The organism is Pseudomonas sp. TH15 (assembly GCF_016651105.1).
Lineage (GTDB): Bacteria > Pseudomonadota > Gammaproteobacteria > Pseudomonadales > Pseudomonadaceae > Aquipseudomonas.
In genome coordinates this window covers 2093997-2107172 of the sequence record NZ_JAEKEL010000001.1, presented here as the reverse complement: position 1 = coordinate 2107172, position 13176 = coordinate 2093997, and the positions used below count along the sequence as shown (strand labels likewise).

13 protein-coding genes are annotated in these 13176 nt (G+C 58.3%); 12 read left to right on the top strand and 1 reads right to left on the bottom strand.

The window, feature by feature from the left end:
• The first annotated feature begins 92 nt into the window (after window positions 1-92).
• The 5 genes from folM (at window position 93) to JFT87_RS09395 (ending at window position 2500) form a co-directional block, all read left to right on the top strand.
• On the top strand, window positions 93-803 hold the full coding sequence (gene folM, locus JFT87_RS09415; protein ID WP_201200653.1) for a dihydromonapterin reductase: 711 nt from the start codon (window positions 93-95) through the stop codon (window positions 801-803).
• A 21-nt stretch (window positions 804-824) separates the two neighbouring features.
• Entirely contained in the window at window positions 825-1400 is a 576-nt protein-coding gene (gene folE, locus JFT87_RS09410; protein WP_201200651.1) for a GTP cyclohydrolase I FolE, read from the top strand.
• A gap of 2 nt (window positions 1401-1402) precedes the next feature.
• On the top strand, window positions 1403-1774 hold the full coding sequence (gene folX, locus JFT87_RS09405) for a dihydroneopterin triphosphate 2'-epimerase (RefSeq protein ID WP_201195761.1): 372 nt from the start codon (window positions 1403-1405) through the stop codon (window positions 1772-1774).
• A gap of 98 nt (window positions 1775-1872) precedes the next feature.
• Window positions 1873-2169, top strand: coding sequence for a DUF1244 domain-containing protein (locus JFT87_RS09400; protein WP_017336573.1), 297 nt, complete (start codon window positions 1873-1875; stop codon window positions 2167-2169).
• Window positions 2162-2500, top strand: a complete 339-nt coding sequence (locus JFT87_RS09395; RefSeq protein WP_201195763.1) for a HopJ type III effector protein — start codon at window positions 2162-2164, stop codon at window positions 2498-2500. Before JFT87_RS09400 ends, JFT87_RS09395 begins: the two co-directional genes overlap by 8 nt.
• A gap of 187 nt (window positions 2501-2687) precedes the next feature.
• On the opposite strand, the gene trxB is transcribed toward JFT87_RS09395, so the two are convergent.
• Window positions 2688-3650, bottom strand: coding sequence for a thioredoxin-disulfide reductase (gene trxB, locus JFT87_RS09390; RefSeq protein WP_201200649.1), 963 nt, complete (start codon window positions 3648-3650; stop codon window positions 2688-2690).
• Between the two features lie 566 nt (window positions 3651-4216).
• On the opposite strand from trxB, the gene JFT87_RS09385 reads away from it, so the two are divergent.
• From JFT87_RS09385 to JFT87_RS09355, 7 genes are all read left to right on the top strand, one after another.
• The gene (locus JFT87_RS09385; RefSeq protein ID WP_201200647.1) at window positions 4217-4732 is read left to right on the top strand and encodes an Hcp family type VI secretion system effector; all 516 of its coding nucleotides are present in this window, start codon (window positions 4217-4219) and stop codon (window positions 4730-4732) included.
• A 108-nt stretch (window positions 4733-4840) separates the two neighbouring features.
• The gene (locus tag JFT87_RS09380; protein WP_201200643.1) at window positions 4841-7594 is read left to right on the top strand and encodes a type VI secretion system Vgr family protein; all 2754 of its coding nucleotides are present in this window, start codon (window positions 4841-4843) and stop codon (window positions 7592-7594) included.
• The gene (locus JFT87_RS09375; protein ID WP_201200639.1) at window positions 7587-8201 is read left to right on the top strand and encodes a hypothetical protein; all 615 of its coding nucleotides are present in this window, start codon (window positions 7587-7589) and stop codon (window positions 8199-8201) included. Before JFT87_RS09380 ends, JFT87_RS09375 begins: the two co-directional genes overlap by 8 nt.
• Window positions 8198-8935: a hypothetical protein gene (locus JFT87_RS09370; RefSeq protein ID WP_201200637.1), complete on the top strand. Its 738-nt coding sequence runs from the start codon at window positions 8198-8200 to the stop codon at window positions 8933-8935. Before JFT87_RS09375 ends, JFT87_RS09370 begins: the two co-directional genes overlap by 4 nt.
• An 80-nt stretch (window positions 8936-9015) precedes the next feature.
• Window positions 9016-11160 (top strand): T6SS effector phospholipase Tle3 domain-containing protein, encoded by a 2145-nt coding sequence (locus JFT87_RS09365; RefSeq protein WP_201200629.1) that lies wholly within the window; start codon window positions 9016-9018, stop codon window positions 11158-11160.
• Window positions 11160-12746: a type VI lipase adapter Tla3 domain-containing protein gene (locus JFT87_RS09360; RefSeq protein WP_201200627.1), complete on the top strand. Its 1587-nt coding sequence runs from the start codon at window positions 11160-11162 to the stop codon at window positions 12744-12746. The genes JFT87_RS09365 and JFT87_RS09360 overlap by 1 nt, the downstream gene beginning before the upstream one ends.
• Window positions 12747-12892: 146 nt before the next feature.
• Window positions 12893-13153, top strand: a complete 261-nt coding sequence (locus JFT87_RS09355) for a PAAR domain-containing protein (protein ID WP_054048120.1) — start codon at window positions 12893-12895, stop codon at window positions 13151-13153.
• The last annotated feature ends 23 nt before the right edge of the window (window positions 13154-13176 follow it).

Genomic DNA, 13176 nt, shown 5'->3' with positions numbered 1-13176 from the left:
CACCGCCTTCGCGGGCAAGCCTCGCTCCTACAAAAACCACCTCACGCTTCGTCGCTGGTATAGTTTTGCTCTAACCGCGACGCGAGCCATTCATGACCTCTTCCGCAGCCCCTATCCTCATCACCGGTGCCGGCCAGCGTGTCGGCCTGCACTGTGCGCAGCGTTTGCTCGAAGACGGCCAGCGAGTGATCTTCAGCTACCGCAGCGAACGCCCCGGCGTACAAACATTGCGCGATCTGGGGGCGACGGCGGTGTTCGCGGATTTCTCCAGCGAAGCCGGCATCCTCGCGTTCATCACCGAACTCAAAACCCACACCGACAGCCTGCGGGCGATAGTCCATAACGCCTCCGAATGGCTGGCCGAAACACCGGACACCGACGCACAGGCATTTACCCAAATGTTCACTGTGCACATGCTCGCGCCCTACCTGATCAACCTGCACTGCGTCGACTTGCTCGAACGCTCGAGCCCCGCCGACATCGTGCACATCAGCGACGACGTGACCCGCAAGGGCAGCAGCCAGCACATCGGCTACTGCGCCAGCAAAGCCGGGCTCGACAGCCTGACCCTGTCGTTCGCCGCGAAATATGCGCCAACGATCAAGGTCAACGGCATCGCGCCAGCCCTGCTATTGTTCAATCCCGACGACGACGCGGCGTACCGCGCAAAGGCCCTGGCCAAGTCCGCGCTGGGCATCGAACCCGGCAGCGAAGTGATTTACCAGAGCCTGCGCTATCTGCTCGACAACCCTTATGTCACCGGCACGACCCTGACCGTCAACGGCGGACGGCACGTCAAGTAAGCCGCCCCGCGAGGATATTTCATGACGTTATCCCTGCCCCAAAACGCCCTGTCCGAGAGCTATCGCGAGGTTCTCATCGGTCTCGGTGAAAACCCTGACCGCGAAGGACTGCTAGACACCCCGGTGCGTGCGGCCAAGGCCATGCAGTACCTGTGTCACGGCTACGAGCAAAGTGTCGAAGAGATCGTCAACGGTGCGCTGTTTTCGTCGGACACCGACGAGATGATCATCGTTGCCGACATCGAGCTCTATTCGTTGTGCGAGCACCACATGCTGCCCTTCATCGGCAAGGCGCATGTAGCTTATATTCCGACCGGCAAGGTGTTGGGCCTGTCGAAGATTGCACGCCTGGTGGACATGTTCGCCCGGCGCCTGCAAATTCAGGAAAACCTCACCCGGCAGATCGCCGACGCGGTACAGCAAGTCACCGACGCCGCTGGTGTCGCCGTGGTGATCGAGGCCAAGCACATGTGCATGATGATGCGCGGTGTCGAGAAACAGAATTCGACCATGAACACCTCGGTGATGCTCGGCGCCTTCCGCGAGTCGAGCAACACCCGCCAGGAGTTCCTGCAATTGATTGGACGGAGCAAGTAGCAATGCCACAACTTCAACCAGGAATGGCGCGCATCCGGGTCAAGGACCTGTGCCTGCGCACCTTTATCGGGATCAACGAGGACGAAATCCTCAACAAGCAGGATGTGCTGATCAACCTGACCATCCTGTACGCGGCGCAAGAAGCGGTGCGCGACAACGACATCGATCACGCGTTGAACTACCGCACCATCACCAAGGCGATCATCGCCCATGTGGAGGGCAATCGCTTTGCCCTGCTCGAACGCCTGACCCAGGAATTGCTGGACCTGGTCATGGCCAACGAATCAGTGCTATACGCCGAAGTCGAAGTCGACAAACCCCACGCCCTGCGTTTTGCCGAGTCGGTGTCGATCACCCTCGCGGCGAGCCGCTAAGCTTCAAGCTTCGAGCCGCAAGCGTTAAGCTACAGCCACCCACAATCCAAACTTGCAGCTTGAAGCTCGCCGCTTGAAGCTGTCTCGAAGAGCCCGCCATGAACGATCAACAACGCCTGGAACTTGAAGCCGCCGCCTTCCGCCGACTGGTCGCCCACCTGGACAGCCGCAAAGACGTGCAGAACATCGACCTGATGAACCTCTCGGGTTTCTGCCGCAACTGCCTGTCCAAGTGGTACAAGGCCGCTGCCGACGAACGCCAGATAGAGGTCAGCCTCGACGACGCCCGCGAAGTGGTCTACGGCATGCCGTACGCTGAATGGAAAGCCCAATACCAGCAAGAAGCCAGCGCCGAACAACAAGCGGCGTTCGCCAAAGGAAAACCCAATGAGTGATTTGAACACCCTGCGCGCCAGCCTCAACAGCGGCGAACACGTTTTCGCCGACACCCTGGCATTCATTGCCGCCGGTTACGACTATCAACCACAGGCCTTCAACAATGGTGGCGTGGAAAACGCCGCCGGGCAAAACGAAGGTTCGTGCAAGACCCTGGGCCTGGCGCTGCTGGAAGGCTTGAGCGATGAAGAAGCGCTGTTGGCGTTTGGCGAACATTACCGTTCGGTAGTGGCGACACCTGAAGGCAGCGATCACGGCAATATCCGCGCGTTGATTGCCCATGGTCTGGCCGGCGTGAAGTTCTCGCAGCAACCGCTGAATCGCCGCTGATCACAGAACCAACCACAATCCCCAGTGGGAGCGAGCCTGCTCGCGAATGCGGTCTATCCGTTGACTCATGTGCTGAATGTGAGACCGCTTTCGCGAGCAAGCCCGCTCCCGCATTTGAGCTTTATCGCCGGTGAAATCGTGGGCACAAAAAAACCGGCCGAGGCCGGTTTTTTTTATTTCAACGTTCTCAGAACTTGGCGTTCTGCAGATCATCGAGGTAACGCTCAGCGTCCAGTGCCGCCATGCAGCCAGCGCCAGCCGAGGTGATGGCTTGGCGGTAAACGTGGTCAGCGACGTCACCGGCGGCGAAGATGCCTTCGAGGTTGGTCGCAGTAGCGTTGCCTTCACGGCCGCCGTGCACGACCAGGTAGCCGTCCTTCAACGTTAGCTGACCTTCGAACAACGAGGTGTTCGGTGTGTGGCCGATGGCGATGAACACGCCGTCGACTGTCAGCTCGTCGAAGCTGCCGTCGTTGTTCTTCAGGCGAGCACCGGTCACGCCCATCTTGTCGCCCAGGACTTCGTCCAGGTTCGAGTTGAGCTTGAGGATGATCTTGCCTTCGGCAACCCGGGCATTGAGCTTGTCGATCAGGATCTTCTCGGCGCGGAAGGTTTCGCGACGGTGGATCAGGGTCACCGTGCTGGCGATGTTGGCCAGGTACAGCGCTTCTTCGACAGCGGTGTTACCGCCACCGACCACAGCCACTGGCTTGTTGCGATAGAAGAAACCGTCGCAGGTTGCGCAGGCCGAAACGCCTTTGCCCATGAACGCTTCTTCCGACGGCAGGCCCAGGTAGCGAGCGCTAGCGCCGGTGGCGATGATCAGTGCGTCACAGGTGTAAGTCGCGCTGTCGCCAGTCAGGGTGTACGGCTTGGCAGCGAAGTCCACGGCATTGATGTGATCGAACACGATCTCGGTTTCAAAGCGTTCGGCGTGCTCTTTCATCCGTTCCATCAGCGCCGGGCCGGTCAGGCCATGGACGTCGCCCGGCCAGTTGTCGACTTCAGTAGTGGTGGTCAGTTGACCGCCGGCCTGCATGCCGGTGATCAGCAGCGGCTTGAGGTTGGCACGGGCGGCATAGACCGCGGCGCTGTAACCGGCAGGGCCGGAACCGAGAATAATCACTCGCGAATGACGGACTTCAGACATGACCTGCTCCTGTTAACCGGCCCGAAACACCTGGCGCGGAACGCCGGTTTGCCGGCGGGAATAAAAAAGGACTGTTGAAAGCACTTGGGGAAGGCTTGAGCTCGACAGTCCTGTAAAAGAATGGGTGCAGCGTATCGAGGGGGCGAAGATTAAGGAAATACGGTTTAACAATCCAGCTCATAGGCGGTCTCTATGCCGACAGACTGACGAGATGGACGTCCACATCTATGAGAGATACCAACCAAATCTACAACGCCACTATTAGGCCATTATGCGCAAGAAGTTGCGCAGTTGTTTCTCAAAAAAGCCCTCTGAAAGCGCTACAGCCCTTGTAATCAAAGGCCTCCAGCCAAGTGCGCAAGAAGTTGCGCAGTACTGCGCAACTTCTTGCGCACTTTTCATGGTTTTTCCTTGCCCGAGTCGCCTGTCTGGATGAGATGTTTCGCTTAAATCATTGATCCGGAATGACTATCGAATCGCTGGCATGGAAGTTGATGTCTCCCAAAACACACGGGCAGGCAATCGTGCCTGTTTGACGTGTTTTTTCGAGCAAGGAGAGCATTCCCATGGCAACACCCGCGTACATGTCCGTCACTGGCGAAAAACAAGGTCTGATCACTGCCGGCGCCTTCACAGCCGACTCGGTTGGCAACACCTTTCAGGAAGGCCACGAAGACCAGGTCATGGTTCAGGCTTTCACTCACGATGTGATCATCCCGCGTGACCCACAATCCGGTCAGCCAACCGGCCAACGCGTGCACAAGCCAGTGGTGATCACCAAGGTCTACGACAAGGCTTCGCCACTGCTGCAAGCGGCTCTGACTTCCGGCGAGCGCATGAGCGAAATCGTTATCCAGTGGTACCGCACTTCGGCCCAAGGGACCCAAGAGCACTACTACACCACCAAACTGGAAGACGCGATCATCGTCGCCATCAACAACAAAATGCACAACTGCCAGGATCCGTCGAACTCCCACTTCACGCACCTGGAAGAAGTGCAATTCACCTACCGTAAAATCACCTGGACCCACGAAGTATCCGGTACTTCGGGTTCCGATGACTGGCGTCAACCAGTCGCTTAATCGCGGCTGATCGTTACAAACGTCGGCCAGCTCTGCTGGTCGATGCGATTTATGCCTTGCAGAGTTGATGTGCGGACTCTCTTTCTCACCTGACCAAGGAACAGTTAAATGCGTCAAAGGGATTTGAAGTTCACGTTTGCTGTGTTGTCAGGGCAGATGGAGTTCGAGGTCGTAGAGTTCACGCTGGAGGAGGCCATCTGTGAGCCTTTTCGACTCACGATCGAGTTGGCCAGCCGCAACCCGAACATTGATTTTGGCAAGGTGCTCGATCAGCCCTCATTGCTCACGATCTGGCAAGGCGGCACGGCTGTGCGTCATGTTCACGGGCTGGTGTCCAGTTTCACTCAACGTAAAACCGGCTTCCGCCGGACACGTTATCGGGCGGTGGTCGAACCGCAACTCGCCCGACTGGCCTTGAGTTCCAACTGGCGTATTTTTCAGCAGAAAAACGTGCCGGACATCATCAAGTCCGTGTTGAGCGAGCACGGCATCCTCGACTATCAGCAACACATCAACAGCGAACATTTGCCGCGCGAATACTGTACGCAGGTCGGCGACACCGACTTGTACCTGTTCGATCGGCTGTCCAGTGAAGAAGGCTTGTTCTATTTCTTCAAATGCAATGAAAGCACTCACACGCTGATCCAGGGCGACAAACTCTATGTGCAGGAGCGTATTCAAGGCGCTCCGGTGCTCTACACCACTGAACCGGCAGCGGATGCCACGCAACCCGTGCTCTATGCGTTCAGTTACACCGAGAACGTCCGCACGGCCGAGCAGACCCAACGCGATTACACCTTCAAGCGCCCGACCTTCGACCAGCAGCAGAACTTCGCCGGCGATGACTTGCAACATCAGACGCCTAACTACGAACGCTATGACTATCCGGGCCGCTACAAGGCCACCGCTGCCGGTAAACCCTTCACCCAGAATCGCTTGCTGGGGCACCGTGGCGACGCGCGGATCGCCGTTGTCGAAGGCGACGATCCGCGCCTCATCCCGGGTTTCTCTTTCCAGCTCACCGGCCACCCCCGGGAAGATTTCAATCGCTGGTGGCGCTCGCTGAGGATCACTCACAAGGGCATCCAGCACGCCAGTCAGGAAGAAGAGTCCGCCGGTGCCGATATCGGCGTGAGTTATGACTTTGTCGCCGAGATCGTTTCCGAAGAAACCGAATGGCGTACCCCGCCACGCCCCAAACCTATTGTTGACGGACCACAGATTGCGACGGTGACCGGGCCGGACGGAGAAGAAATTTACACGGATGAATTTGGCCGGGTAAAGGTCCAGTTCCCATGGGACAGAGAAGGTAAGAACAACGAATTCAGTTCCTGCTGGGTGCGCGTGGCGCAGAACTGGGCGGGCGCGGACTGGGGCCATATGGCGATCCCGCGCATTGGCCAGGAGGTCATCGTCGATTACCTCGACGGCGATTGCGATCAGCCGATCATCACCGGCCGCACCTACCGTGCGACGAACATGCCGCCTTACCAACTGCCCAATCACAAGATTCTCAGCACCATCAAAAGCAAGGAATACAAGGGCACTAGGGCCAACGAACTGCGCATTGACGACACCACCAAGCAGATCAGTGCCGCGTTAATGAGTGATCACGGCAGCACCGCATTGCATCTGGGTTACCTGACGCATCCACGACCGAGCGGCGGTGAACCGCGCGGCGAAGGTTTTGAGTTGCGCACCGATGAACACGGCGCGTTGCGAGCAGCCAAAGGCCTGCTGCTGAGTACCGAGGAGCAAATGAACGCCAGCGGCGGTCACCTCAATCGCGCCTCTGTCGTACAGGTGCTGGAAGCGGCGTTGAAGCTAGCCAAGGACTTGGGCGATTACGCCCAGGACAACCAGGGTGTAGGCCATGACAAGGCGCCGCAGAAAACGCTCAGCGATGCGGTTCGCGACCTGGGCAACGGCGCGAATGACGAATCGGGCAAGGGCAATGGTGGCAATCCGGCGATTGCCGTGAGCGGTGAAGCCGGTATTGCTGCGGCGTCGCCCAAGAGCATCACGGTGGCGGCGGGTGAGCACATCGACACCATTGCCCAGCAGAATCAGCAACAGACCTCGGGGCAGAAGTTTGTGCTCAATGCCGGGACCGACCTGGGGATGTTTGCCCACAGCGGCGAAATGCGCCAGATCACCCATCAGGGCCCGATGCTGTTGCAGGCGCAGAAAAACAACATCCGCCTGGAAGCGGATCAGAGTGTGGAAGTCAGCGCGAGCAACCAGCATGTGCTGGTGTCGGCCAAAGAGCACATCACTCTGATGTGTGGCGGGGCCTACATCACCATCAAGGGCGGCAATATCGAACTGGGCATGCCCGGCAACCTGATCGTCAAAGCGGCCAAACACAGCCTGCTCGGCGCCACTAGCCTGGAAGCGGAACTGCCCAAATTCAAAGTCGGCGATACCCAGCGACGCTTTATGCTCAAGCAGATTGACGGGACGTCGGCGATGCCCAACATGCCGTACAAAATCACCCTGTCCAATGGCGAAGTGGTCGAAGGAGTGACCGATGCTCAGGGCGCCACGCAGTTGTTGCAGAAAGATGCGATGAGCATTGCCAATGTGGCCATGCTCAAGCCGCCCTCCCCCGCAGCCGCGGGTGCCGCGGCAGGCGGTGCGGGGGCTGCTGCCAGTGTTGCCAGTGCCGATGATGAGGCGGAGGAAATTGTGCAGTTCTTTGAATTCAAGGATGACAAAGGTGGACCCGCGCCGCACCACTTCAAGGTGATGTCCGCCGGGGAAGTCGTGGCCGAGGGTTCCGGTGAGCGCACGCCGGAATTCCCTTCCGACATGGAGCTGGAACTGGAATCGTGGCCGGTGAAGGAGAAACAAAATGCCTGAAGTCCTGACAACGCAGGTGCGCAAGCTCGCGGCCATCGGATACGGCGAAGCTTCGACGGACAACAACCCGCAGGAAGTCCGCGCTATTTGCTTTACGGTGACCAACCGCATGCGCGCGTGGCAGCTTGCCGACGTCGACAGCCTGCTCAAGGAGGCCGGCGCCGGCTACGTCGTCGCCACGAAGGGCAACAATGTCCGTTACAACCAATTGATGGCGGCTTCGGACGCGGCCATCAATGCCGATCAGAACATGCGCTCGGCGGTAGAGAGTGCACGGGACGCGCTCGCCCAGCGTGGCAATGATCCCTCCAACGGGGCGTATTGGTGGGATGGTGTCGATATCAAGAAGTCGACCAACCCCCGACACTCTTCCGGGTTCCACTACGGCTCCCCCTCGCACAACATCTTTGGTGTTGCGCAAGTCACGTTGCCGGAGAAGATCACCTATTGGACGCAGTTCAACAAAAAGACCAACACAATGGTAAATACCCGCGAGCGGGGTCGTTATACCTACAAATACCAATCCACTGCCGCCATCGGCAAAACGATCTTCTGGACCACCAATCCGGAGTACATCAAGGCATCCGGCGCCAAGGGGCATCGATGAGAAAAGTCACCCGTTGTCTGAGCCTGTTTCTCGGTGCGGGCCTGCCCTTTCTGGCGCAGGCAGCTCCGGTACAGTTCACCGATTACCGTGCTTTCTATCAGTCGTTGGGCGACAACCTGTTTGCAGGGCCCGGCACCGAACTCGCCATGCCCTGCTCGGAATCGCCAAGGCATTGCCTGTGGGTCAACGCCATGCGCCCGGTGTTTGAACGTTTTGAAGATGCGCAATGGAGCGCTCCCGACGGGCTGAATCTCGAACCGCCCAAAGGCACGCCCGAGATTGTCTTCGATGGCGAAGCCCTGACGATTGGCAAACAACGTTGGCCACTGCGCGATGCGGTCAACTTCGCCTCGCCGCAGTGGCCCGTCGGTGACCCCATCGACCCGGAAAACCTCGCGACCGCCACGGCCTGGCGCCAAGGCACCTCAACGTGCCTGGAGATGCAGTACGTCAGCAGTGGCTACGGTGATCGATACACCCAAGTGTTGCTGGTACACGGTCAGCATTTGTACGCCTTACCGCCACTGTTCGCTTCTTGCTCGGCCATTCGCAAGGCGCCCGGCAATCAGTTCAGCTATCCGGATAACGCCTACCTGGGGGCGGAGCTGGAAAACAATCCGACCGGGCTGAAAGTGGATTACCGGGTACCCAATGCTAAAAACCCGGTGGCGCAGTACCTGTTGCACTTCCCGAATCAGGGGGACCCCTTCGTATTTGAGGCGCAGCGCCAATAGGCCTCAGCGAGCGAATCCGTCATGACCTTGCGCCCACGCGTCGAGACCAACGGGGTAACACTTCAAGGAGGAAATGCACGATGAATGACGCCGTCCAGACGAAAAAAATCTGTTCCGCCCAATCGATCACCATGCCCAGCGGTGGCGACGTACACCTCATCCCGCCGCCACCCAAGCCCTGCGTGACTATCGTCGTACATGGCGTCAACGACATGGCCGGTTGCTACGAACGCGTCGAGCGTGGCCTGTGCCAGGGATTGAACGAGCGCCTGGATATGCCACGCACTCTGCCCAACGGCGCGAACAATCCGGGCTTTCTGATGCCGGCCACGTACAGCCTGCCCGCTGACGATGACGGCAAGGCAACAAACCCTGACGCCGTGTACTACCGGCGCAACTTCGGTGCATCCAGCAACGGCTGCCAACCGCGCAGTGTGGTTATTCCATTTTATTGGGGGTTTCGGGAGGAAGAGGAGAAGATCAATAAAACCAAAGCTCATGGACAGTGGGAAGACCGAAACGGCAACCGCCTGGATAAGACCGGCACCAAGGAAGGCGGTCAGTTCGCCAATGCCACCACCAACTTGCCTGACATGTGGGGCGAGGGTTTCAACGGCTATCCGTTCGGCATCCTTCCCCTCAATTTTATTGGTGGCAACCTGACCCACCCGCTGTACTCAGCCACTAACCGTCGCTATATGGTACTGGCCGCCCTGCGCCTGGCGATGTTGATCAAAATTATTCGCAAGCGTTATCCGAACGATACGGTCAACGTGGTAGGTCACAGTCAGGGCACGCTGCTCACCCTGCTGGCCCATGCTTTCCTCAAGGATGAAGGTGAACGTCCGGTTGACGGGGTCGTCATGATCAACTCACCTTATAGTTTGTACCAGCCGAACAACGAAAAGGCCCAGAAATGGCTGGGGCAACAGACGACAGGAGCGCGTATTGCCACCCTCAACGGCATATTGCAATTCATCTCTGGCAACCCGAACTCCAATCCGGCGCTGTCGAGCGTCACGCTCAAAAACTGCCAGGGTTATGGCGCCATTGGTGGGCTGGGTTGGACCGGTAGCTCGTCGTCTCAAGCCAACATCGGCGGAGAGAAAATCTCGTTCGACGAGCGAGACAATCGCGGCTGCACCTATCTTTATTTCACTCCCCAGGACCAGACCGTGGGCCTTGGCAACGTCCAGGGTATCGGTTGGCAGGGTATTGGGGACGAGATCGAAGGCGTACCTGCACGCAAGGTACTTCCGCATCTTTTCCATCAGCGCATATTCACTGTGCGTAAACGCAACGGCGAAAAAGAACCCGTCGGCAAACACGTGCCTCCTTATGTCTACCTGTTGCGCCAGGACAGCGAACAACCGTGGGAGGACACCGGGCTGGGCTTCATGGACCGTATTCCCAATGGCAGCCTGGACAAGGGCGCCAGCGTGGTCTTGACCGCGCCGCAATTGCCGGTGCCGGGCGACGTGAATTTTTCCAACGATGGCGTTATGACCGCCCCCGGGGAAGCCTCCAAAAGCGGGGTGTACCAGATGAAGGACAAACTCGACCCTGTCGATGCTTCGATCGGCGTAGCCAATGGCGGCTGGGAGCCGAAGAACCCACGTCATGCCGAAGCGGAGATCATGGAAGAAGCCCTGGCCTTCAAATATGGGCAAGACATCCAGAGCGTCGAAAAGGCCCGCAACGAGGGCAAGGAAGCCTCGGAGTGTGCCCATGTGTTTGCCGCTCGGGCTCAAGGCAACGGCAAGGTCCTCATCACTCGCGGGGAAACGCCTTATCAGGCGCGTATTCGTCTGCAAGGCGAGGACTACTCGGAGGCTCTGTCTTTCCACTCATCCATTCCCAACAACCCTGAACACAGCCGACAAGTGCTGGCCTATGACGTGGCGATCGGTGCCGGCGAATGCGTCGATGAAGCATCGTTTTACGCGTATCTGTGTCGGGTGGCGGATTGGCGGCTGGACTGGGCGAAGACCGACGGCGGCGCCAACGCGCAATTTCAGGCGGAGAATGAAGATCCGGACGACTCCGTGGATCAGCACTACCAGGAGGAGGACGGTAAAAACCGCGAGCTGATTGACTCTACAGTCGCCTATCGCAAGACCGGCACGCTACCCGCCATCAGCGACACCATGCCAAGTCTGGTGGCCACCCAGACCCGCACCGAGCTCAGAAAAGGCGAGCCGGTACGTTTTGGTGGCATCGCCTGATGCGCCTCGATAGAGCTTGTCTGTTTTTCACCGGCCTTTTGCTGACCAGCCCTCTGGCTCAGGCGGCTGAACATCCACTGACGGCTAGCCGTTGCTTTGCCAGCTCGGCCACGTCCGTGACTGCCTATACCTCGTCGGCCAAGGAGGCCGCCACCATGCCTGTTGATGCTCGTTACCGCGCCCCAACCACATCGCCCCGTCTGGAAACTCTGGATGTGCTCAGCATCGGAATGAGCCTCGACGTATTCCGCCAAGGGCAGACCTGGCAAACCTTGCAAGAACAGAATGCAAAACAGTCAGAAGCCTTGCACGTTGGCAGCATCTTGCCCTTGGACCCGAAGAAGTACCCGGTAACTGCCGACGACAAGGACATGGCCTCTGAAAAAAGGGAGGCAGACGCCTTGGAATTGGGATTACGGGATTTTCTGGAGAAATGGCCTATCCCGACTATTACCGTAGTTCGTGGCTGGAATCCAAAAACACCGAACCTGCGTTTTACGCCTGAAGAAACTGAAGAAAGTTTGTCTGTAATGGTCAACAACATGCGAGGACCTGCCGGGCTGCATTGGCATCGCATTCGTAATTTGCAGGACGGCATCGTCTGTAGTGATACCCCCGAAGCTTTACTGGAGTCGCTGTTCCAGACATTCGAGCGCAATCCCGATCTTCCTGCATTGCTGATCTACGTTAATGAAGGCTTCAATATGGCGTTGTCATTGACTACGAAGGGTAATAAACCCATAGGGCTCGGAACCGGACCTCGACAACCTGGCGAACTTACCGACTCGATGGTTGCCTTGGTCGTCGGCCGCCCCGAACGCGTTGAATGGCTGCGTTACTACGCCCAGTTCGCCAAGGTCAACGAGAACAAGATCGATCCTGCGTTCACCGGTTGGGGCTGGCGCAAACCTGCGGTGGAGTTCCAGCCGTCGGAGTTTCTTCCTCAACCTTGGACCCAACGTGCTTTCGAGCAGTGGGATGCGCTGCCGGTGCTGGCCAAGTTGCACCGGCCGGTGACGGTGTCACTGCGACGACCGGATACTGGCGAGCGCCTGAAGCGCGAGGCCTTGACTGTCAAACTGGCCGACGGCTGGAAAAACGCCACGGACGGGCTCTCTCCGAAACCGTCCCGAGTGTTCTTCGATGGCGGCCTGAACACCACGCCGCTGGCCGAACTGTTACCGGCCCTCAGAGCGGCCAACAGCCCGCTCGACTTGCTAGAGTCGCGGGAAAGCTACGACCTCACCCAGCGTCTCGGCGATACCGGCGCGGCCTCGCCCTTTGTCGGAATTGCGTTGGCAACCATGGCCAGTTACCTGAATGCCGACACCAGCGTGGTCATGCCGATGCGCCGCCAGGACCAGGCAACGATCATTACCGTGACCTCACCAACGCCTGGTAAGAAGCCTGCTGGCAATGATCATTTCGGTGTCACGTTGATGCCGCAAACTGCCAGCACGGAGGAGGCGCCTCCCGCACCTCCAGCTCCTTTGGCACCCAAAGTGTCGGTCGTGCAGCAGGATCACACACTGGAAGAGTTCCTGGCCGACTTGAAGCCGAACAGTAACTGGGTGGATGAACTGTAAAAACTCCGCAGACATGTGTGTTTGGCTGTTCCAGGGTGCCACTTGGCCCTCTGGAACTGCGCTTCTTATATCTGAAATACTCATTCTTCAGTAAGCATATGCCGCTGAGAAATGAATGTCTGTCAGTAACACGAAAAGGATCAGATATGGACATCATTCGGCTCGGCGACTCCACCAGTCACGGTGGCACCGTTCTTGAAGCTTTCAACCAGACGGACCTGAACGGCAAACCCATGTCCGGTGTTGGCCATAAGGTGGTTTGCCCGCTGTGCAAAGGGGTTTTCCCTATTACGCAGGGCAGCGCCCTGCTGGATGTCGGCGGCATCGCGGTAGCGCTTCACGGGATGAAAACCGCGTGCGGCGCCAGCCTGATTGCCAGCAATCCCAAGGGTGAAGCTGCAAGTTAAAAACGTGGGGCGTTCTTTGCGCC